Annotated in this window: 19 protein-coding genes; 9 read left to right on the top strand and 10 right to left on the bottom strand. The window is 71.5% G+C overall.

The genetic code is table 11. The features are described from left to right. Window positions 1–15 precede the first annotated feature (15 nt). The 3 genes from AC3EN4_RS28000 (at window position 16) to AC3EN4_RS27990 (ending at window position 2,921) form a co-directional block, all read left to right on the top strand. Window positions 16–1,014: a carbohydrate ABC transporter permease gene (locus AC3EN4_RS28000; protein ID WP_422735321.1), complete on the top strand. Its 999-nt coding sequence runs from the start codon at window positions 16–18 to the stop codon at window positions 1,012–1,014. Continuing rightward, window positions 1,011–1,850 (top strand): carbohydrate ABC transporter permease, encoded by an 840-nt coding sequence (locus AC3EN4_RS27995; protein WP_422735320.1) that lies wholly within the window; start codon window positions 1,011–1,013, stop codon window positions 1,848–1,850. Before AC3EN4_RS28000 ends, AC3EN4_RS27995 begins: the two co-directional genes overlap by 4 nt. Window positions 1,851–1,940: 90 nt before the next feature. Further along, window positions 1,941–2,921, top strand: a complete 981-nt coding sequence (locus AC3EN4_RS27990) for a LacI family DNA-binding transcriptional regulator (RefSeq protein WP_435209204.1) — start codon at window positions 1,941–1,943, stop codon at window positions 2,919–2,921. A gap of 100 nt (window positions 2,922–3,021) precedes the next feature. Here AC3EN4_RS27990 and AC3EN4_RS27985 read toward each other — a convergent pair whose 3' ends face one another. The 5 genes from AC3EN4_RS27985 to AC3EN4_RS27965 form a co-directional block, all read right to left on the bottom strand. Beyond that, the gene (locus AC3EN4_RS27985) at window positions 3,022–3,576 is read right to left on the bottom strand and encodes a Uma2 family endonuclease (protein WP_422735319.1); all 555 of its coding nucleotides are present in this window, start codon (window positions 3,574–3,576) and stop codon (window positions 3,022–3,024) included. Between the two features lie 84 nt (window positions 3,577–3,660). Then, entirely contained in the window at window positions 3,661–4,266 is a 606-nt protein-coding gene (locus tag AC3EN4_RS27980) for a response regulator transcription factor (RefSeq protein ID WP_435209135.1), read from the bottom strand. After that, complete coding sequence (locus AC3EN4_RS27975; RefSeq protein WP_435209133.1) at window positions 4,263–5,429, bottom strand: sensor histidine kinase; 1,167 nt, start codon at window positions 5,427–5,429, stop codon at window positions 4,263–4,265. Before AC3EN4_RS27975 ends, AC3EN4_RS27980 begins: the two co-directional genes overlap by 4 nt. Next, the gene (locus AC3EN4_RS27970) at window positions 5,426–6,157 is read right to left on the bottom strand and encodes an ABC transporter permease (RefSeq protein ID WP_435209131.1); all 732 of its coding nucleotides are present in this window, start codon (window positions 6,155–6,157) and stop codon (window positions 5,426–5,428) included. Before AC3EN4_RS27970 ends, AC3EN4_RS27975 begins: the two co-directional genes overlap by 4 nt. A gap of 1 nt (window position 6,158) precedes the next feature. Next, window positions 6,159–7,052, bottom strand: a complete 894-nt coding sequence (locus tag AC3EN4_RS27965) for an ABC transporter ATP-binding protein (protein WP_435209130.1) — start codon at window positions 7,050–7,052, stop codon at window positions 6,159–6,161. A gap of 271 nt (window positions 7,053–7,323) precedes the next feature. On the opposite strand from AC3EN4_RS27965, the gene AC3EN4_RS27960 reads away from it, so the two are divergent. Then, window positions 7,324–9,396 carry a cellulose binding domain-containing protein gene (locus tag AC3EN4_RS27960; RefSeq protein ID WP_435209128.1) on the top strand — a complete coding sequence of 691 codons (2,073 nt, stop codon included), beginning with the start codon at window positions 7,324–7,326 and terminating at the stop codon, window positions 9,394–9,396. A gap of 186 nt (window positions 9,397–9,582) precedes the next feature. Here AC3EN4_RS27960 and AC3EN4_RS27955 read toward each other — a convergent pair whose 3' ends face one another. Then, window positions 9,583–12,384 carry a M14 family zinc carboxypeptidase gene (locus AC3EN4_RS27955; RefSeq protein WP_435209127.1) on the bottom strand — a complete coding sequence of 934 codons (2,802 nt, stop codon included), beginning with the start codon at window positions 12,382–12,384 and terminating at the stop codon, window positions 9,583–9,585. 170 nt (window positions 12,385–12,554) lie between these two features. Here AC3EN4_RS27955 and AC3EN4_RS27950 point away from each other — a divergent pair, with 170 nt between their 5' ends. Together AC3EN4_RS27950 and AC3EN4_RS27945 are read left to right on the top strand one after the other, a co-directional pair. Next, entirely contained in the window at window positions 12,555–12,971 is a 417-nt protein-coding gene (locus tag AC3EN4_RS27950; RefSeq protein WP_435209125.1) for an effector-associated constant component EACC1, read from the top strand. Next, window positions 12,968–14,869 carry a caspase family protein gene (locus tag AC3EN4_RS27945; RefSeq protein ID WP_435209123.1) on the top strand — a complete coding sequence of 634 codons (1,902 nt, stop codon included), beginning with the start codon at window positions 12,968–12,970 and terminating at the stop codon, window positions 14,867–14,869. The genes AC3EN4_RS27950 and AC3EN4_RS27945 overlap by 4 nt, the downstream gene beginning before the upstream one ends. A 70-nt stretch (window positions 14,870–14,939) precedes the next feature. Here AC3EN4_RS27945 and AC3EN4_RS27940 read toward each other — a convergent pair whose 3' ends face one another. The 4 genes from AC3EN4_RS27940 to AC3EN4_RS27925 all read right to left on the bottom strand — a co-directional run bounded on the left by AC3EN4_RS27940 (window position 14,940) and on the right by AC3EN4_RS27925 (window position 17,902). Continuing rightward, window positions 14,940–16,265, bottom strand: coding sequence for a glycoside hydrolase family 18 protein (locus tag AC3EN4_RS27940; protein ID WP_435209121.1), 1,326 nt, complete (start codon window positions 16,263–16,265; stop codon window positions 14,940–14,942). Window positions 16,266–16,379: 114 nt separating this feature from the next. Next, a complete protein-coding gene (locus AC3EN4_RS27935) occupies window positions 16,380–16,799 on the bottom strand; it encodes a PPOX class F420-dependent oxidoreductase (RefSeq protein WP_435209120.1) in 420 nt (139 codons plus the stop codon). An 87-nt stretch (window positions 16,800–16,886) separates the two neighbouring features. Then, window positions 16,887–17,342 carry a pyridoxamine 5'-phosphate oxidase family protein gene (locus tag AC3EN4_RS27930; protein WP_435209118.1) on the bottom strand — a complete coding sequence of 152 codons (456 nt, stop codon included), beginning with the start codon at window positions 17,340–17,342 and terminating at the stop codon, window positions 16,887–16,889. A gap of 149 nt (window positions 17,343–17,491) precedes the next feature. After that, a complete protein-coding gene (locus AC3EN4_RS27925; protein ID WP_435209116.1) occupies window positions 17,492–17,902 on the bottom strand; it encodes a VOC family protein in 411 nt (136 codons plus the stop codon). Window positions 17,903–18,021: 119 nt separating this feature from the next. On the opposite strand from AC3EN4_RS27925, the gene AC3EN4_RS27920 reads away from it, so the two are divergent. From AC3EN4_RS27920 to AC3EN4_RS27910, 3 genes are all read left to right on the top strand, one after another. Next, on the top strand, window positions 18,022–18,930 hold the full coding sequence (locus AC3EN4_RS27920; protein WP_435209114.1) for an NAD-dependent epimerase/dehydratase family protein: 909 nt from the start codon (window positions 18,022–18,024) through the stop codon (window positions 18,928–18,930). A gap of 53 nt (window positions 18,931–18,983) precedes the next feature. Continuing rightward, window positions 18,984–20,183: a low temperature requirement protein A gene (locus AC3EN4_RS27915; RefSeq protein ID WP_435209112.1), complete on the top strand. Its 1,200-nt coding sequence runs from the start codon at window positions 18,984–18,986 to the stop codon at window positions 20,181–20,183. Window positions 20,184–20,339: 156 nt separating this feature from the next. Next, window positions 20,340–21,245, top strand: a complete 906-nt coding sequence (locus tag AC3EN4_RS27910) for an acetyltransferase (RefSeq protein ID WP_435209110.1) — start codon at window positions 20,340–20,342, stop codon at window positions 21,243–21,245. Window positions 21,246–21,277 lie beyond the last annotated feature (32 nt).

Here is a 21,277-nt window from a genome sequence, read left to right as displayed (position 1 = left end):
CCGAGTGGAGCAGGCATGACCAGGCCATCGACCGTGTCGTACCCAGGACGCGGCGACACGGCGACAGATCCGCCGGCACCGGGGCCGGGCACCGCGCGACGGCGCGGCCGCCAGCCCCGGCCGGGGCGGGGTGGCGTCCTTGCCGTCTTCCTGACGCCCGCCCTGACGCTGTTCCTGCTGCTGGTCATCACGCCCATCCTGGTGGCCGGCTACGCCAGTCTGTACAAGTGGAACGGCTTCGGGCTGCCGGAGAACTTCATCGGGCTGGACAACTACACCCGCGCCTTCGCAGACCCGACCTTCCGCGGTGACCTGTGGCGCGGGCTGGTGCTGGTGCTACTGTCGCTGACCGTGCAGCTGCCCGCCGCGCTGGCCCTGGCCATGCTGCTCAACCAGCCGCTGCGGGGCCGAGCCGTCTACCGGCTGATCTTCTTCGCCCCGTACGTGCTCTCCGAGGTCACCACGGCCGTCCTGTTCACCCTGGTGTTCTCACCCAACCGGGGCCTGGGCGAGTCGGTCTCCACGTTCCTCGGAGCGGAGGCGGGCGCGGTCTTCGCCGACCCGTCCACCGTGCTGTTCGCGGTCTTCCTGGTGGTGTCCTGGAAGTACTTCGGCCTCTACATGATGCTCTTCCTGGCCGCCCGACAGGGCATCCCGAAGGAGCTGTCCGAGGCTGCGGTCACCGACGGCGCCACCGCCTGGCAGGCGTTCCGCCACGTCACCCTGCCGCTGCTCGGGCCGACGATCCGGATCAGCATCTTCCTGTCGGTCATCGGCACCATCCAACTGTTCGACATGGTCTGGGTGCTCACCGGCGGCGGTCCGATCCACTCCTCGGAGACGATGGCCGTCACCATGTACCAGTTCGGCTTCCGTCGGTTCGAGGTCGGCTACGCCAGCGCGATCAGCATGGTCATGTTCCTGCTGAGCCTCGTCTTCGCCCTGTTCTACCAGCGCATCGTCCTGCGTCGGGACACCGCGGGCGCGATCACCAACCAGGGAGGCCAGCGATGAGCGCCACGACCAGTAGCGCCCAGCGGACCCGCAGCGTCGTGCTGCACCTCGTCTGCATCGTCGTCGGCGCGCTCATCGTCGTACCGGTCTGGTTCGGTGTGATCGGTGGCTTCAAGGACAACGGCCAACTGTCGACAAACCCGCTGGGTCTGCCCGACCCCTGGGTGCCGTCGAACTACACCGACCTCTTCGCCTCCGGGGTGTTCTGGCGGCAGCTCGGCAACAGCCTGCTCATCGCGGTCAGCAGCACGTTCATCGTCGTCGCCGCGGCGGCGATGGCCGCGTTCGTCTTCGCCCGGTACGCCTTCCGGGGCCGCGAGTTCCTGGTGACCCTGTTCGCGATCGGCCTGATGTTCCCGTTCGCGGTGGCGATCCTGCCGCTGTTCGTCCTGCTGCGCGCCATCGGGCTGCTGGACAACCCGCTCGGCGTCATCCTGCCCCAGGCCGCCTTCGGGCTGCCGATCACCATCATCATCCTGCGTCAGTTCTTCCGGACCATTCCGGGCGAGGTGGAGGAGGCCGCCGTCCTGGACGGGTGCAGCTCCTTCGGGTTCTTCTGGCGGGTGCTGCTGCCGATGGCCCGGCCCGCGCTGGCCACCGTCTCGGTCCTGGCCGTCGTCACCAGCTGGAACAACTTCATGCTCCCGCTGGTCGTCTTCAGCGACCAGAGCTGGTGGACCCTGCCCGTCGGCGTCCAGGCGTTCCAGGGGCAGTACGCCGACGACACCGCCCGGGTGCTCGCCTACGTCGTCCTGTCCATGCTTCCCGCACTGGGCTTCTACGCCGTGGCGGAACGTCAACTGATCGGTGGCCTGACCGGCAGCGTCAAGGGGTGAGAACACCGGATCGCCGACCGACCTGAAACGCCCCGCCAGACAAAGGAGCGGACCGTGGGCTCCGACAACGGCCGAAACGTCACCATCGCGATGATCGCGCGACTGGCCGGTGTCTCCGTGCCCACGGTCTCGCGGGTCATCAACGGCCGCACCGACGTCGCTCCCGAGACCCGGGAGCGCGTCGAGGCCCTGCTCAACCAGCACGGCTACCGCCGACGCACCCAGGCCCGGCGGACCGAGGCCGCGCTGATCGACCTGGTCTTCAACGACCTGGACAGCCCGTGGGCGGTGGAGATCATCCGCGGGGTGGAGGACGTCGCCCGCGCCAGTGGTGTCGGCACCGTCGTCTCCGCCATCCACTGGCGCATCTCCTCGGCCAAGCAGTGGCTCGACAACATGCGGACGCGGTCCACCGAGGGCGTCATCTTCGTGACCTCGATGGTGAACCCGCCACTACAGGCGGAGCTGCGCCGGCTGCACCTGCCCGTGGTCATCATCGACCCCGCCGGCGTCGACCCGCAGGAGTCACCCACCATCGGCGCGACCAACTGGGCGGGCAGCCTGAGCGCCAACCAGTACCTGATCGGTCTCGGTCACCGCCGGATCGGCTTCATCGCCGGCCCACCGCACCTGATGTGCAGCCGGGCCCGGATGGACGGCTACCGCGCGGCGTTGGGGGCCGCCGGCATCGCCGTCGACGACGCCCTCATCCGGCCCGGAAACTTCTACCACGAGTCCGGCTTCACCTCGGGCACGCAACTGCTGTCCCTGCCGGACCCCCCGACCGCCATCTTCGCCTCCAGCGACCAGATGGCCCTCGGCGTCTACGAGGCGGTCCGCAAACGTGGCCTGCGGGTGCCCGACGACGTCAGCGTGATCGGTTTCGACGACCTGCCCGAGGTCCGTTGGTGCTCCCCGCCCCTGACCACGGTCCGTCAACCGCTCGCGGAGATGGGCATGCTGGCCGCCCGGACGGTCCTGCGACTCGCCGGGGGCGAGAAGACCGAGAGCCCGCGTATCGAACTCGCCACCGAACTCGTCGTCCGCGACAGCGCCCGACCACCGCACTGACCGCTGCCTTTCCCGACAGTCAGCCTCTGTTCGGGTCGCGCCGGCAGCGATGAGCGGCGCGGGGCGAGACGATCACGGTCGCGTGAGGGCTGGGCCGGGCTCAGCCGAGGTCGTGTTCCTCCGGCGAGGTATTCACGACCCAGGCGAGCGGCATGCTCGCCCGAGCCGCATACTGCTCACCGTCAAGGCGATGCATCGTGACGGTCTGGGTCGAGTCCTGATCGACCACCCAGTATTGGGGAATGCCCGCGGTAGCGTATTCGATGCGTTTCGTCACCGTGTCGACACCCTCGGAACCCGGCGACACGATCTCAACCACGAGGAGCACGTCCGCGACGGGGAGCCAGACGCCGTCCGCCTGCGCCTTGCTCCACACGACCAGGTCCGGGATACGCCCGCCGATCCCGCCGTCCCGGCCGGGGATGCGCAGGCCGACGGCTTGGGCGATGCGCTCCGCCGGTACCCCGCCCTGCGCGAGCCAGAGCATGAGCCGGGTCGCGATGATCGCGTGGGCATATCCCGGCGGCGGCATGATCGAGACCACTCCTTCGGGGCTGATTTCATACCGGTGGTTCTCGTCCGCAGCCATCATCGCGGTGAGGTCGTCGAGCGTGACGACAGAGGGCATGAACCTGCCAACCGCCTCTGAGCTCATGGACGCATGGTACTGGTTTGTCTCCCGATCCTGTGCTGCCTGCAGCTGCTGCGTGTTGTCCAGAGGCGTACGCGCTCGGTTTGTTCAGAGCCAGCCGTTGGCGCGGGCGGTGCGGGCCGCCTCGATGCGGTTGCGGGTGGCGGTCTTGCCGATGGCGGCGGACAGGTAGTTGCGCACGGTGCTCTCGGACAGGTGCAGCGCGGCGGCCACGTCGGCGACGGTGGCGCCGTCCACGGCGGCGGCGAGCACCTGGCGCTCCCGGTCGGTGAGCGGGTTCGGGCCGGCCGCGAGGGCGGCGGCGGCCAGCGTCGGGTCGATCACCCGCTCACCGGCGAGCACCCGTCGCACGGCCACCGCCAACTCCTGCACCGGCCCGTCCTTGACGAGGAAGCCGTGGGCACCGGCCTCCATGGCCCGGCGCAGGTAGCCGGGCCGTCCGAAGGTGGTCAGGATCAGCACCCGGCAGGACGGTAACCGGTCGCGCAGCGCGGCGGCGGTGTCGAGGCCGCTGCCGTCGGGCATCTCGATGTCCAGCAGCGCCACGTCGGGGCGTACCCGAAGGGCCTCCCGCGTGGCCTGCGCGCCGGTCGCGGCCTCGGCCACGACCTCGATGTCGGGTTCGAGGTTCAACAGCAGGGCCAGCGCGCCGCGCATCATGCCCTGGTCCTCGGCGAGCAGGAGTCGGATCACGACGTCCACCGCCCGGCGGGCGGGTGGGGTAGTCGGGCGGTGAGCAGCAGCCCGCCGTCGCGGGCCGGGCCGACGTGCAGCGTCCCGCCGGCCTGCGCCAGCCGCTCGGCGAGGCCGCGCAGGCCGTTGCCGAGCTGCGGTCGGCCACCCACCCCGTCGTCGCGGATGGTCAGCACCGTCTCGTCGCCGTCGGAGGCGATCTCGATGTCGCAGCGGGACGCCCGGCTGTGCCGCACGACGTTCGTCACTCCCTCCCGCAGGACCCAACCGAACGCGTCGTCGGCCTCCACCCCGAGCGGACGGTCCACGCCCTGGACGGTGACGGCTATCCCGACGTCGGCCAGGGCCGCACGGACGCTGTCGAGTTCCCGGGCGAAACTGCGCTCCCGGTAGCCGGTGACCGCCTCGCGCACCTCGGCGAGCGCGGTACGACCGATCCGTTCGATGTCCGTCGCCTCGGTGACGACCCGCTGCGGGTCCGTCGGCGCGAGCCGCCGTACCACCTCCGCCTTGACCACCACCAGGGACAGCGTATGACCCAGCAGGTCGTGCAGGTCGCGCGCGAAACGCAGCCGTTCCTGCTCCACGGCCGTGCGGGCCAGCTCCCGCTGGGTGCGCCGCAGCTCCTCCACCAGCCGTGCCATGCGGGCGAACGCCAACGTCAGCGTGCCCCCGAGCACGGTGATCAGCGCCATCTGGGCGGTGTCGGCAGCCGGCAACCGATGCGCCGTACCGATCACCACGATGGCGGCGACCGATCCGCCGACCCACCCGAACCCCCAGGCCGGGCGGACGAAGGCGACCGCACCGACCGTGGCGACGTACAGGAAGAGGACCAGCCAGCCCTCCGGCCCGCCGCCGTACGCGACGGCGAGTCCGGTCCCGAGCAGCGCGAACACCACGAGCCCGCCGTGGTGCACGGCTGGTCGGACGGCCAGGTCCGCCACGGGTACGGCCACCAGGGCGAGATAGAGCAGGGCGAAGACGGCAAGTCCCGCCGCCGCCGGTGCGGCGGGGCGCACCTGCCCGTGTGCGATCGCGGCGGCCGGCGTCAGCAGCAGCCAGAGCCAGAGGGTGTGCGCGGCGACCAGCAGGAGACCGCGACGGTTGCGGCTGAAGCCGGTCGTGCCCGACGGCATGGTGGACACCGTATCGGGGGTCACCGGCGAACGGTGGACCGCCGGTACGCCCACACCGCGAGCGCCGTGAACGCCAGCGTCCACCCGGTGAGCACGGCGAGCCCGGACGGGGTGGGCGCCAGCCCGGCGGCCGACCGCCAACCGAGTTCGGCGAACCGGTATGTCGGCAGGGCGTGTGCCAGATGGCGCAGCACGGAGGGGAAGTACGCCACCGGCACCAGCAGGCCGCCCAGCACCGACAGGCCGAGGAAGACGAGGAAGTTGACCGGCTGGGCGAGCTGCGGGGCGAGACCGTACCCGATGGCGAGCCCGAGCAGGGCGAACGGCACCGTGCCGACCCACATCAGCAGCAGCAGCGCGGCCCACCGGCCGGCGTCCAGCTCGACGTGGTGCTGGATGCGTCCGGCGCAGCCGACCGCGACCACCGACGGCACCCCGCTGAGGGTGCAGACCAGCGCCTTCGCGGTCACCGCGCGCCAGGCGGGCAGCGGCGTGACGCGGAGTTGGCGCAGCCAACCGGAGGCCCGCTCCTGGGAGACCGACGCGCCCACCGAGAGCACGCCGGCCACCGCGCCGTAGCCGGCCAGGCCGACCATGAGGGCCACCGCCGCGTCGACGCCCTCCAGTCGCTCACCGCCCGGGCCGACGCCCGAGAAGATGAGGTACGTGACCACCGGCGTGAGGACGGTGAACAGCAGCAGCCGCGGGTCGCGGGTCAGTCGGCGCAGTTCGAATCGCAGGTACGCGCGCATGTCAGTGCTCCGTCGGTGTCGCGGTGAGGGTGAGGAAGGCGGCTTCCAGGGCGACGGCGGTGACCTCCAGGCCCTGGAAGCCGCGCGTGCCGGCGAGCGCGAGGACGGTGGCGTCGGCATCGTCGGTGGTGAGGGCGACCCGATCGCCCCGGACCTGTACCGAGCGGACCCCGGGGAGCGCGTCGAGGCCGTCGACCGGCCGGCCGTCCAGGTCGAAGGAGACGGTACGGCCGCCGGCCAGCGCACGGATCCGCGCGGGCGGCCCGTCGGCTACCACCCGTCCCGCGGCGAGCACCACGACCCGGTCGGCGAACTCGTCCGCCTCGTGCAGGTGGTGGGTGCTGAACAGCACGGTGTGCCCGTCGGCGGTGTACCTGTCGATGGCTGCCCAGAACGCCCGCCGGGCGGCGACGTCGAGCGCGGCGGTGGGTTCGTCGAGGACCAGCAGGTCCGGGTCGCCGGCCAGCGCGAACGCGAAACGTGCGCGCTGCGCCTCGCCGCCGGAGAGTTTGTCGAGGCGGCGACCGGCGCGTTCGGTCAGCCCGGCCAACGCCAGTATCCGGTCGGTGTCGAGCGCGCGCGGGTACAGCGCCCGGGCCAGGTCGACGACCTCCCGGATCGTCGCGCTCGGCGCCCAGCCGGCGTCCTGGAGCATCGCGCCGACCCGTCCGGCCCGGACCGCCTCGTCCGGTGTACGACCGAACAGGCGCACGGTTCCGCTGTCCGGCCGGTCCAGGCCCAGCATGAGCGAGATCGTGGTGCTCTTGCCGGCGCCGTTGGGGCCGAGCAGGGCGACGGTGCTGCCCCGGGCGATCGTCAGGTCGAGTCCGTCGACGGCGCGGACCGGCCCGAACCGGCGGGTGAGACCGCTGAGGCGTACCGCTGTGTCATCCATGGCCGTCACGCTAGCCAGGCGGGCGCGGCACGGGCAGAGTCACCGGTACGCGGTCGGCCAGGACATTTGTCCCGCCGGGTGGGGTGTCCTCTTGAGCTGCCCGGAACCGCCGTGACATTCTTGGCCGTCGATGACCCGCCGCGCGGGGCCGACACCCGTCCGCTGGGCAGCCGGGACCGGAGCACGGTCGTGGGGGACGGGACAGGAGCGACGGTACGCCGGGGCCGTTCGCCGTGTGACGTACTGTCTCTCGCCGCAAAGGAACCCAGCCATGCGCAAACCGAACCGCCGTGCGGCGCTCCTGGCGGGCGTGCTGCTCGCCACCAGCGCGCTCACCGGCATCCCGCCGTCGACAGCGTTGGCGGCCGCCGAGCCTGACCCCGACGCCGTCGCGGTGACCGTCAACGTCCGCGCCGGGTTGGCGACCGTGTCCGACACCGCGTTGGGCGTCAACCACGCCATCTGGGACCAGAACCTGGGCACCGCCGGGACGTCCGACCTGCTGCGCGACGCCGGCGTGCAGATGATGCGCTATCCCGGCGGCTCGTACGCCGACATCTACCACTGGAAGGACCACACCGCACCCGGCGGGTACGTCGCGCCGAACACCGACTTCGACACGTTCATGGCGGCGGTCAAGCGGGTCGGCGCCCAGCCGATGATCATCGCGAACTACGGCACGAGCACCCCGGCGGAGGCTGCCGACTGGGTGCGCTACGCCAACGTCACCAAGGGCTACGGAGCGCGGTACTGGACGATCGGCAACGAGAACTACGGCAACGGGCTCTACGGGTCGGCGTGGGAGGCGGACGACCACCCGGACAAGAGCGCCAGCCAGTACGCGCGGCTGGTCGTCGAGTACGCCGACGCGATGAAGGCGGTCGACCCGAGCATCAAGGTGGGAGCGGTAGTGACCATGCCGGGCAACTGGCCGGACGGGATCACCGCCGGCGGCGACCCGGGCCCCTGGAACCAGACCGTGCTCTCCCTCGCCGGCCCGAAGATCGATTTCGTGGACGTGCACTGGTATCCGGGTGGCACCGCCGCCGAGTCGCTGACCCGCACCAACCAGCTCCCCGATGCGACGTACCTGCTTCGGCAGCAGCTCACCCGGTACGCGGGCCCGGACGCCGACCGGATCGGCATCAGCTTCACCGAGCTGAACGTCGACGTCGGCCGGACCACCCAGCCGGGAGCCCTGTTCCTGGCCGACGCGTACAGCGGGTTGCTGGAGAACGGGGTGTTCACCGCCCAGTGGTGGAACGTGCACAACGGCATCGGCACGGTGAGCGAGGTGGCGGGCCAGACCGACTACAACGACTTCGGCCTGCTGTCCAGCGGCACCTGCACCGCCGACGGCTCGGTGTGTGAGCCGCCGCTGAACACGCCCTTCGCGCCGTACCACGCGTTGACCATGATGAAGCTCTTCGCGAGGACCGGCGACCAGTTCGTCCGCGCCGGCAGCGACGAGCCGCTGGTGACCGCGCACGCCGTCCGGCGGGCCAACGGCGAGGTGGCCGTGCTGCTGCTCAACAAGGACCCGGACAACGCGCACCCGGTCACCATCGACTACGCCGGGTTCACGCCGTCGGCCGCCGCGCCCACCGTGCACACCCTGACCAACGGCGCGACGGGCGTCGCCACCGACCAGTCCGGTTCGGCGACCAGCCGCACGCTGCCGCCGTACTCGTTGACGACGCTCGTGCTGCAACCAGCCGGCGCGACCCCCGGGCGGCCCTCGGCGCCCGGCCAACCCACCGCGAGCGACGTCACCGACCGGACCGCGACGATCACCTGGCCGGCGGCCACCGCCGGTGCCAGCCCGATCGCCAAGTACGAAGTGTACCGGCAGAACGGCGCGGTCAGCGAGCAGCTCGGCGAAACGGCGGGCACCTCGTTCACGGTCGGCAACCTGACGCCGGGCAGCCGGTACACCGTCAACGTGCTGGCCCGGGACACGGCCGGCCGGGTGTCCTGGGCCTCGCCGCCGCTGACGTTCGCCACCGGCAGCCCGACGACCAGCGCGTGCACCGTCCGGTTCAGCACCGCCAACGACTGGGGCAACGGCTACATCGGCGGCGTCGAGATCACCAACAACGGCACCCGTCCGATCAGCGGGTGGACGCTCACCTGGACCTGGCCCACCGGCTGGCAGCAGGTGAGCAGCGGGTGGAGCGCGACGTGGGAGCAGGTCGGCACGGCCGTGCGGGTGACCCCGACCAACGACAACCGGCAGATCGCCGTCGGTGCCACCGTCAGCGCGGGCTTCGTCGGCGCGTACAGCGGGCCGAACGTGCTGCCGACCGCGTTCCGGCTGAACGGCACCGTCTGCGCGAGCGGCTGACACCGCCGCCGACAGCGTGATGCCTGTGAGGCATCTAGATGACTCACAGGCATCACGCTCGTCAGGACAGGAACAGCCCACCGCAGTCAGCCCGTCTGTCGTACGGTCACGGTGGCCGTCCCGGTCTCATCCGCGACGCAGCCGGCAAGCGCCGCCCGCCCCGCCAGCCCTGCTGTGCGGAAACGGTCAGGCGACCACCGACCGCAGTGGCACTCCGGCGGCGCGCAGCGCGCGTACCAGATCGTTGGTGAAGGGGTGTTCGTCGGCCTGGAGGCCCTGCGGGTTGGGGATCACGACGTACGCCGAGGTGCCCTTCGCGGCCGTGCGCGCGTCGGTGCTGAACCGTTCGACGATGGTCCGCGCGCGCGGCAGGTCCGTCGCCGCCACCTCGATGGTGATCGGTCGCCAGCCGCCGCCCAGGTCCGCCGCGACCGGCGCGACGGCGGCGCCGGCGCGCGCCGCGTCGACGCCCGGCGTGCGTCGGGCGCCCGGTTCGCCGGCGGGGTACAGCAGCGCGTTCGCCACCAGGTGCAGACCGTTTTCGTTGTACGCCCGAAAGAGCGGGTTGAACGCGAACAGCACCGCCCGGCCGGCGCCGGTGGGCTCGTCGACGACGGCGGCCGTGCCCTTGAGGGTGTCCGCGCCGACGGTGTAACCGTTGGCCCAGAACGTGTCACCGGCCGGGTAGCTGAGCACGTTCGTGCCGGTGCTGGTCGGGGTCAGGATCGGGTCGCTGTTGTTGAACTCGAAGTCCTCGGCGGGGCGACCCAGGGCGACCGGGTTGTCGGTGGCGACGTCGACCCGCAGGTGTGAGCCGATCACCAGGTAGTCGGCCGGCTTGGCCTTCTCGGTCGTCGAGGTGAGGCCGGCGGCGCGGGCCAGCCGGGTGCCCTCGTTGCGCAGCCCGACGTAGGTGTGGCCCTGGGCGATCCAGTCCCGCAGGTTGGCCTGCCCGGCGGCGGTCAGGCCGCCGGTGGGGCTGCTGCCGTCGGGGACCAGCAGCACGGTACGGCCGGTGAACGCCTCGGTGTTGTCGTTGATGTCGGCCGTGGTGACCGGCTTCAGGTCGAGTCCCCACCGCTTGCCGAGTACGTAACGGGCCTCGCCGTGCGAACCGGACGTGGTGGAGATGCCGGTGCCCTGGAAGAGCCCCACGTCGGGCAGGCTCAGGCGGGTGCCGGTGACCCGCCCCGCCGGGGTCAGGGTGACGCCGAGCGAGCGGGCCAGCTCGTCGGCCGCACGGTTCCACCTGCTCGCCGGTACGGCGACCGTGTTGGTCGCCAGGTCACGGGTGAGCGGCACATCGCGCCCCAGCAGGGTGAACGTGAGTTCCGCGGCGGCGGCCGAGTCCAGCGGGTAGGTGTAGGAGCCCCACGGCCAGGCCGGCCCGCTGCGGCCGCCGGAGATTCCCCGGACCGGCTGGGCCTTCGGCCGGACGTCGTCTCCGGTGTAGAGGGTGGACACGCCCATCAGCAGCGGGTTGCTCCACGACGAGACGTCGTAGAAGTACGGGAACGGGACGTACGGGTCCTCGCCCATGATCGCCTGGATCCAGTGTTTCTGCGGTTGGTCCATCGGAATCCAGTACGCGCCCCTGGGCACCGTGACGTTCGTGCCGCTGCGGCCACCGAACACCCGCGCGGTGGGCACCCGGGTGGGCTTCTGCACCTCGTACACCTCGACGTCCATGCGGCGCAGCCGTTCGACGAGCCGGCGGACGTCGGCGAGCTGCCGGTCGGGCAGCAGGAAGTACGAGCGGATCGGGACGGCCGGCACCGGGAACTGGACCTCGTTGGTGGGCTGCACCACCTCGTTCGGTTCGAGGGTGCCCGCCCGGCCCTGGGCGAGCGCGTCGGTCCAGATGTCGAAGTAGCCGTCCAGCACCTCGCGCTTGTGGGCGGCGGCCCAGCCGAGCGTCGACCACTGGGTGTGGAACTGCTGCTGCACCCGGTCGGCGACGGCCGAGGCGCTGCCCTTCTCGTAGGTCATGCCGGCCGCGCCGAAACCGGTGGTCGGCACGGTGTCGCCGTAGCCCATGAAGAACATGTCGTACGTGTCGTAGTTGAAGTAGCACTCGGTGGTGACCGTGTCGTCGCAGGCGCCGTTGTAGCCGAAGCCGGCCTTGTTGGCCTCGCCGATCCGGTTGATCCAGTCCACCGCCTCGCCGGCGATCTCATGGTGGATCGGGTCGGCGTTGGGCGGGAAGAAGTACTGCCGGCCGCCCATCTCGTGCGCGTCGACGAACACCTGCGGCGGGTAGCGGCGCAGCAGTTCGAGCTTGCCGTCGGTCTCCTGCTGGGTGCGGGCGAACCAGTCCCGGTTCAGGTCGAAGCCGTACTCGTTCTGCCGTCGGGTCGCGTCGCGGCCGTCCGGGTTCTGCGTCGGCACGATGACGGTGACCAGGTTGTCGTTGCGCCGGGCGACCTCGCAGGACAGGCCGGCGGCAAGCTCGTACAGCGTCTTGAGGGCCGCGTCGGTGCCGCTCTTCTCGCCGCCGTGCACGTTCGCGGTGACCCAGACGATGGCCGGGCTGTCCTTCGCCGTACGGGCGGCCGTGCGCGCGCTCGTCCGGCGGGGATCACGCAGGTCGCGTACGTCGTCGGCGATCTTCCGCAGCGCGGACGGGCGTACGTGGCGCTCGTTGGACACCACCGCGTACGGCAGGGGTTGCCCGAGCACGCTGGTGGCCAGCACGCCGGTGACGACCCGGTCGGAGGCGCGGTCGACGGCCCCGAGGTACGCGCGGACCTCGTCGTTGGTGACGACCCGTTCCTGGCCGCTACCGAGGGGAAAGCCGAGTGCCGTCTCGGGGCTCGGCACGTCGACCAGCCGGGCGGTCGGGTCGCTGCTGCATCTCGACGGCGGGGCGGCGCTCGCGGCCGGCGTGCCGCCGAGCAGGGGAGTAGTGCCGAGCAGGAGCGTGATCGCGGCGACGCCCGCCAACCGCCTCGCAGGGACCGTCCAGAGCGGACGCGACGATGGGGCCATGTCTCGGGTTCCCTTCTTGGGGGAAAGCCTCGCAGTGGCCGGAGCCTATGGATCGGCCGAGTCGGCGGTCAAGCTCTGATCGACTCCGGTGACTCTCCGGGGCTGCCCGATCGCGACGCTGCCTGGCAGGATGAGGGCGTGGGGTTTGCCTTCACCGAAAGGAGAAGACGGTGCCCGCGTCTCAGGAGACCATCACGCTCTCGGTCCACCCGGATCTCCCCTCCGCCGATGCTCGTCGTTCCCTCGCGTCGTGGTTGCGCTCCGAGGACCGGCTCCGTGGGAGGGTGACCTCCGCTCCCGCCCCGGACTCGACCATCCCGGCCGACGAGATGTCCGCCGGAGCGGCGGACGTGCTGCTGGTGGCGGTCGGCAGTGGCGGCGCGGCGATGGTGCTGGTCCAGTCGATCGCCGGCTGGCTGACCCACCGGCGTGAGGACGTGACGGTGCGACTCACCCATCCGGACGGCTGGTCGGCGGAACTGGACGTACGCCGTGCCCGGGACATGGGCCAGGTCACCGCCCTCGTCGAGGCGGCGGTGCGGGCCCTGGCGGAGCACGCGCCGCCGGTCGGATCCGACGATCCGTGAGCCGTCCCGACCCGACGCGGTCGACAGCACTGCTGATCGGCACCGCCACACACACCAACTCGGCGCTGGAGGATCTGCCGGCGGTCCGGGCGAATGTCACCGAGCTGGCCCGACTGGTCACCACCGCGCCGGTCGACCTGGTCAGCGTGGAACGCTGCACCCAACTGCTCGACCTCGCGCATCCCGGTGAGGCGGGGGTGACGATCGCCGAGCGGTGCGGGGAGGCCGAGGACCTGCTGGTGGTCTACTACGCGGGCCACGGGCTCCTCGATGACAACGGGGAGCTGTTCCTCGCGCTGTCGGGCACGAACCCTCGGCCGGAGTGGCTGAAGTACACGGCGATCCCGTTCAACTGGATCCGGGACGCGATGCGCGACAGCCCGGCGCGTACCCGGGTGTTGATTCTCGACTGCTGCTTCGCGGGCCGCGCGCTCCACACCATGTCCGCCGCCGACGTCGAGAACGGGCTCGCCGACCGCAGCGAGATCCAGGGCACGTTCACGCTGACCGCGACCTCCGACAACGTCGCCGCCATCGCCCCGGTCGGCGCGGAACACACGGCGTTCACCGGCGAGCTGCTCAACCTGCTGCGGTACGGGCCACCGCTACGGGACGGCCACCCCGACGGGGAGGACCTGACCCTGAGCGCGGCATACCGCCACCTGGCGGTGACCCTGCCGAGCCGGGGCCTGCCCCGTCCGCGCCAACGCAACACCGACCTCGCGGCCGACCTGGTGCTGCGTCCGGGCACCAGCGCCGCGCCGCCGCGGTCGGCGACCACGCCTGCCGTCGCTCCGGGCGGTGGCCTGCCCGCGCCGACCGGGGCGCGGCCGGTCCTGGACACGTTGCGCCGACCGCAGCGGCTGTTCCACCCGCTGCACCGCGCCCTGCTGGCGAGGCACTGGCGACGGCTCGCGCTGTCCGCCGGCGTGGCGGTGCTGTACGTGGCGTTCCTGCTGACGTGGTTCGTCGCCGTCGCCACACCGGCCACCAGGGCGGGCTGGGTCGACGCCGGACTGCTGCTCACGTTCTTCGAGCCGGTCGCCGTGGTGCTCGCCACCGTGCTCGCGGCGACCTCCGGCCGAGACGTACGGGCGGGGTTTCCGGCGGACGCCAGAGTCAAGCGGGGCCTGGCGATCATGGTGTGGGGTGTCATTGTGGCGTACCCGCCGATGGCACTCGTCGTCCATGCAGCGATGGAGATGGCCCGCCAGCCGACGGCGATCTCTCTCGTCCTGCTCTGCGTCGTCCTCTTCGTGTCGTGGCGGCTGGGTGGGTGGCTCTACTACCGCAGCGAGAGGTTGCGGGCGTGGTGGCTCGTTCCGCTGACCATCGGCGCAGGCATGGGCGGCTGGGTGGCCCTGCACCTGGTCGAGGCCGACAATCGGCGGGTCGCCTGGTGGCGGATGCCTGTCGAGTCGCATGCGCTGGGTGAGGTGTGGCTGCTGGCCGGGTTCCTCGCCATCGGTGCCCTGGTCGTCGTGCAGGCACGGGATGTCCTGACCGGTCACCTCGCGCTGGCGCGACGGCCGCTGGTCGTCGCGCTGTCCACACAGGGCATCGGCATGCGGAGCAGCGCGCACAACCGGTTCATCGCCTGGCACCACCTGGACCGGATCTTCGTGGCCGGCAACGTACTCGCCGTCGCCTTCAAACGGGACTATCCAGAGGTGGAGAAACCGCGCGAGTTCGGCTACTCGGCCGAGCTCGGCGGTTTCACGGTGGCCGACATCCGCCACTTCCCGCACGACAGGGCCAGCGTCCTGCACTCCCTGTCGCATTTCGCGGGTGCCACCCTGCACGGAGTCGCCGCCCCCGGTCCGCACGACGATGAGCGGCCGACCCGCCCGGACGGGAGCCCGGCCTGGCGGTTCAGCGAGCGGTGGAGCAGCCAGTGACAGGCTCCGGCCCGCCGGTCGACCGGGTCACGGTCGGCGGCGGGCCGGGGAACGCTGCGGGTCGGGTGCCCTACCAGGTGGTCAGGCCGAGGCCGATCGTCTTGGTCAGGGTGGCGTTGTCGTCGTCACCGTCGAGCGACCAGACCATCGCCCCGCCCAGACCGGTCCGTCGGATGTAGAGCGTCTTCTGCAACACGACGGCCGGGTCGTCGTACGTCCAGAGGGTCGTACCGTCGAACAGCCAGGCGTGCCCGGCGCGCAGGTCGCGGTGCACGGTGTAGCCCTTGCCGGGCAGGGTCTTGAGGTTCTTGTAGTCCTCGTTGCCCGCCTCGAAGGCGGCCGGCGCGGGCCCGGTGGCCGGCTGGAAGAGGCCGTTGCCGCCGCCGGTGATGCCGGTCCAGCCGCGACCGTAGTAGGGGATGCCCAGGACCAGCTTGTGCCGTGGCGCGCCGCGGGCGATCCACCCGTCGACGGCCACCTCGACGGAGAAGTCCGGGTTGTCGGGCGAGCCGGCCGGCACCCGCAGCGCCGACTGCTGGTTGGCCCGCGCGTCCCAGCCGCCGTGGAAGTCGTACCCCTGCACGGTGGCGAAGTCCAGGTACTTGAAGATTTTGCGGCCCTCGTAGCCGGCGTCCATGGCGGCCGGGTTGGCGGGGAGGAAGGCCGTCAGCGGGTGGTGTGCGCGGGTGCTGCGGCCGTACGCGTCGAGCTGCCGGCGGAACTCGGCGAGCAGCTTGGTGAAGTTCTCCCGGTCCTCGGGGCGGATGACGTTGCCGGGTTCTCCGTCCCAGTTCGGCCACTCCCAGTCGAGGTCGACGCCGTCGAAGACGCCGGCCGCGGCGCCCGGCGCGCCGGGGAGGTTGCCCTTGAGGTACAGGTCGATGCAGGAGGCGACGAACGCCTTGCGGGAGGCGTCGGTACGGGCGGCGTTGGAGAAGTACGTCGACCAGCTCCACCCGCCCAGCGAGATCAGCACCTGGAGCTGGGGGTGCTTCGCCTTGAGCTTGGCGAGCTGGTGGAAGTTGCCGTTGAGCGCCTGCCCGGGGGCGTCGGCGATGCCGTCGACGCTCTCCTCGGCGGGCACCGGTCGCTGGTAGTCGGCCCAGGCGTCGCCTTCGCCCGGCCCGCCGTCCAGGTAGCAGCGGCCGTCCTCGCTGATGTTGCCGAAGGCGTAGTTGACATGCGTGAGGCGGCTCGCCGCTCCGGACGTGTCGAGCTTCTTGACCGGGAAGGCCCGACCGTAGATGCCCCACTGGGTGAAGTAGCCGACCCGGTGGTAGCCGGGCTGACGGTCGGGCTTCGCGGTGGCGTTCGCGGCGGCGGGCGGGGCGGCGGTGACCAGCAGGGTCGCCAGGGCGACGACGGCGGTGAGGCGGCGGTGGCGCAATTGACGCATCGGCACTCCCACGAGGGATCAAACAGAATTAGTAAAGACACTTATCTGATTGATGAAGTTAAGCCGATCACGCTCTGCGGTCAAGAGCCGCCCGTGCGCCACCGCCGGCGCCGGTCAACCGACCTGGCTGTTGTCCTTCATCGACCCCCAACCGTGCCACCGGTCGATCTCGATCAGCGCGCTGACCCGGCCCCGGTCACGCCGGGGATAGGGATTGCCCGTGTAGTGCCGGGCCAACCGGTCGATGTCCGCGAAGTCCTCGTCGGGGCGTAGCTCGGCGACGTGCCCGATGATGCTCACGTGGGTGTACCACCCGGCCTCGTCCAGCACCGTCAGGGAGACCCGGGGGTCGTTGCGGACATGCTCCAGGCGGCGGCGACTCTCGTCCATGTTCACCAGGATCCGGCCGTCCTCCCACAGGTACCAGGTCGCGGCGGACACTGGCTGACCACCATTGCGAAGCGTGGTCATGACAGCCGGGTTCGGCTTCAAGAGCATCTCGACCGCGGCCTCGGGGAGCGGTGGCTTGGACATGGCTCTTCTCCTCACATGATCGGGTACCCCCTGCACGGTACGCACCCGGCCGCTCCCCGCACGCCAGGACGCGGATCGCCGGGTGACTCAGGCGAGCCACCCGCCGTCGCGCATGAGGACGCGTCCCTTCAGCTCGTTCGCCTCCCGCCAGGCCAGGACGCGCCGCGGCCGGATCACGAAGTACTGATAGGGCTCCGCGCTTCCGCTCGGGTCGAAACCCGTCCTGGCGGCGAACGCCGCTCGCCTCTGGTGGCCGAGGTCGGCGGTGTCCACCGCCTCGGCCGCGCCGTCGACGATCACGACGTCCCGCGTCGTGCCCAGGCTGAGCCGCACCCGGCCATCGGCGAGCAGGTTGCGGCCGGTGACCGAGGCGCGTGGCGTTGAGATGAGAAACACGCTCCCGTCCCAGAGGAAGGAGAGTGGGACGAGGTGCGCGCCGCCGGTGGAGCCCGCCGTGGCGACCCAGAGGTCGACGTCGTTCTCCAGTCTCCCGCGGGTGTCTCTCAGCCGCTCCTCACGGCTGCGCGGTGGCGCGCTCGCCATGTCGTCCCCCGTCGGCCTCGTGGTTCCGCAGTGGTTCGGTCGTCCCCGCCGTGACCAGTGGCAGGTCCGGCGCGTGACCCGGTCGGGCCAGGTCGTTCAGGCGCTGCTCCTCGGCGCGTGCGCGCCCCCAGGCGGCGATACACATGGGCTCAGCGCAGTTCCTGGATGCGGACCATGTTGCCGGCGGGATCGCGGAAGGCGCAGTCCCGCACGCCGTACGGCTGCTCGGTCGGCTCCTGGACCACCTCGGCGTCGCCGGACTGCACCTTCTCGAAGGTGGCGTCCAGGTCCCGGGTCGCCAGCAGGATCCACCCGTAGGTGCCCTTGGCCATCATCTCGGCGATGGTGCGCCGCTCGTCCTCGGTGATGCCCGGGTCGGCGGTCGGGGGCGCCAGCAGAATGGATGTGCCCGGCTGCTCGACGGGGCCGACGGTGATCCACCGCATCGTGCCCTTCCCGACGTCGCTGCGGACCTCGAAGCCGAGGACATCGCGGTAGAAGGCCACCGAGGCGTCCGGGTCGACGTGCGGGAGAACGGTCGTGTGAATGGTGATGTCCATGCTGGTCATGCTAGGGAGGGGCCGGCCGCGGAGACTTCTCGATTCCTGATCGATGCGGCGTGGCTCGCCGGTGCGCACCCGCCTGCGGGCCGCCGGGGCGGGCCGGCGAGGATGGGTCCATGACCGATCCCGTACTCCCCGGACGTGTCGTCGTCACCGGCGCCACCGGCAAGCTCGGCCGCGCCGTGGTCGCCCACCTGCGCGGCGTCGGCGTCGACGTGCTGGCCGTGGACCGTGCCGGCGGACGCGACCCGCGCGACGTGGGCGGCGAGTTCCTCCTCGCCGACCTGACCGACTACGGGCAGGTGGTCGAGGCGTTCACCGGGGGTGCGGACGAGCATCCCGGTGGCATCGGGGCGGTCGTGCACCTGGCCGCCGTTCCGGCGCCCGGACTTCAGTCGAACGCGGTCACCTTCGCCAACAACTCCGCCGCGACGTACAACGTCTTCGCCGCCGCCCGGGCCGCCGGCATCAAGCGGGTGGTGTGGGCGTCCAGCGAGACGGTGCTCGGGCTGCCGTTCGACACCCCGCCGCCGTACGCGCCGGTCGACGAGGAGTACGCGCCCCGGCCGGAGTCGACGTACTCGCTGAACAAGGCCCTCGAGGAGGAGATGGCGCGGCACTTCTGTCGCTGGGACCCGGAGCTGGTCATGGTGGGCCTGCGCTTCTCCAACGTGATGGACGTCGAGGACTACGCGCCGTTCCCGTCGTTCGACGCCGACCCGCGGGCGCGACGGTGGAACCTGTGGGGCTACATCGACTCCCGCGACGGCGCGCAGGCGGTCGAACGGGCCCTCGCGTACGACCGTCCCGGCGCGGACGTCTTCATCATCGCCAACGCCGACACCGTCATGACCCGCTCCAGCGCCGACCTGATGGCCGAGGTCTACCCGGGTGTCGAGATCCGTAAGGAGCTGGGCGAACACGAGACCCTGCTCAGCATCGACAAGGCGCGGCGGCTGCTGGGCTACGAACCCCGGCACTCGTGGCGCAACCATGTCGACCAGCCTGCGGGCGAACCGGCCTAACCGCCGCCCGTACCGGGATAAGGTGCCCTAAACCGGTACTAGGGGGTGCGGCCATGCTGACGCCCACCTGGATGCGCGGCCTGGCCGACAGCACGAGCCCACGGTCGGCGACCGTCCTGGAACTGCTGTTCGACATCGTCTACGTCTTCGCGCTGGCCCGTCTCGCCGGACGGGTCGCGGACGACCTGACCATCGTCCGGCACACCCTGCTGTCCGAGGCCGGACAGACGCTGCTGTTCTTCACGGCGATGTGGATGATCTGGTCGTTGAACGCGTTGCTGGCCAGCACGTACGACCCGCGCCGGGCGGACCTCCAGGTCGTCCTGCTCGCCACCATGTTCGGCACGCTGGTATTGGCGGTGTCGCTACCGCAGGCCTTCGGTGCGCGTGGCGTGATCTTCGCCTGCACGTACGTCGTCATCCAGCTCGGCAGACCGCTCTACCTGGTGTTCGCGCTGCGGGGCCATCCGGCGCAGCTGTTCTCGTACCGGGTGCTCGTCTGGCACTCGGTCTCCGGCGTGCTCTGGATCAGTGGCGGCATCGACGGTGGCCTCGGCCGGGGCATCCTCTGGTCGTTCGCGCTCGGTGTCGAGCTGATCGGGGCGGCCGTGCACTGGCCCGTGCCGCGCATCGGCCGCGCGCCGATCGGCGACCTGGCCGCGGTCTCCCAGGTGCACCTCGCGGAGCGGTACAACCAGTTCTTCATGATCGCGCTGGCCGAGGTGGTGCTCGAAGCCGGCGCCGCCGTGAGCTTCCCGGGCTTCTCGACCGAGCGGACCATCACCCTGGTGGCGGCGTTCGTCGCCACGGTCTCCTTCTGGCGGCTCTACTTCTACCACGTCGGGCCGGGTAAGCAGGCCAGCGGCAGCGCCGGCGGCGAGGGGATCGAGCTGGCCCGACTGGCGAGCTACAGCCTGCTGTTCATCGTCGGCGGCATCATCTGCACCGCCGTCGGCTTCGGGCAGGTCATCGAGGATCCGCACCCACCCATCGACTGGGCGCTGGTGGTCGTCATCTTCGGCGGCCCGGTGCTGTTCCTGATCGGCCGCAGCTACCTGGAGCGCCGGTACTCCGTCGCGCCGCGCTGCCAGATGTTGTTCATCGGCGCGCTGGCGCTGGCGGTCGCGGCGCTGCCGAGCGTCCTGCTCCCACCGGTCGCGGTGGCCGGCCTGGCGGCGCTGATCCTGGCCGTGATCGCCGTGGTCGACGGGCGCGCCCACCTGCGTGGCGCGCAGACCAACCCGACGCTCTGAAGCGGACGTTGAGCGTCGACGACGCCTCGCGTATCGTGGCGGCACGCCGTCGAGCCGGAAGGAGGTCAGAACGATGTCCGATGTTCTGCGCCCCCTCCGCGCCCCGGCGTCCACGCGGAGCTGACCCGGGGCGCTCGCTCTCCGGAGGGTCACCGCATGTCCGACCTGCTCATCCGCCCGCTCGTCGCGGGCGAGGAAAACCTCTTCGACTCCATGGCCGACCCGCTGCCCCAACTGCGGCAGGTCCCGTACGCCGACGGCATCGCCGGCGGCGGCTACCGACCCGAGACCACCTGGATCGCCCTGCGCGGCGGCCAGGTCGTCGCCCGGGCGGCCTGGCTCCGCCCACCCGGCGCGGTGGGCGCGCCGTGGCTGGAGCGGTTCGACCTGGCCGCCGAGCCCGAGGTGGGCGCCGCGCTGCTGCATGCCGCCCACGAGGCGCTGGGCGGCCCCGGTCGCTACTACGCGGCCCTGCCCGCGCACTGGCGGCGGCGACCCGAGGTGCTGGCGGTGGTCACCCCGCCGATGGCGGCGGCCCGGCTCGCCGGCCTGGTCGAGGCGGGTGAGCGGCTGCGCTGTTCGTGGACGGGCACGCCGCTGCCGGCGACCTCCGGCCGGTACACGTTCCGCCCACCCGTCGACCTGGCCGAGATCAACGCCCTGGTCGCCCGGGTCGCCGAGCCCGACGTCCTGACCGGCCTGGAGATCGCGCGTGCCGTCGGCGGTGTCGACCTGGCCACCGATCCGCTGGCCTGGCTGGGGGAGTCGACCGACGGCTGGCGCGTCGGCCTGGTGGACGGCCGGCCGGTGGGCCTGGTCGGCACGGCCGGCGACGCCTGTTACCCGCTCCTGGCGTACCTCGGCCTGCTCGACGACGCGGCACGCGGGGAACTGCTGGCCGAGGCGGTCCGGGTGCTCGCCGACGGTGGCGCGCGGGAGGTGATCGCCGACGTGGACGCCCACCGCGTCGCGGTGCTCGCCGAGCTGGAACGAACCGGGTTCCGTCAGCTCCGCGCGCGGGTGCTGTTCGCGCCCCCGGCCGTCCCGGGCGGGACCGCGTAGCCCCCGCGGGGGGGGGGGGGGGGGGGGGGGGG

This window comes from Micromonospora sp. bgisy143 (assembly GCF_057708145.1).
This window is presented reverse-complemented; position numbering and strand designations above follow the sequence as displayed.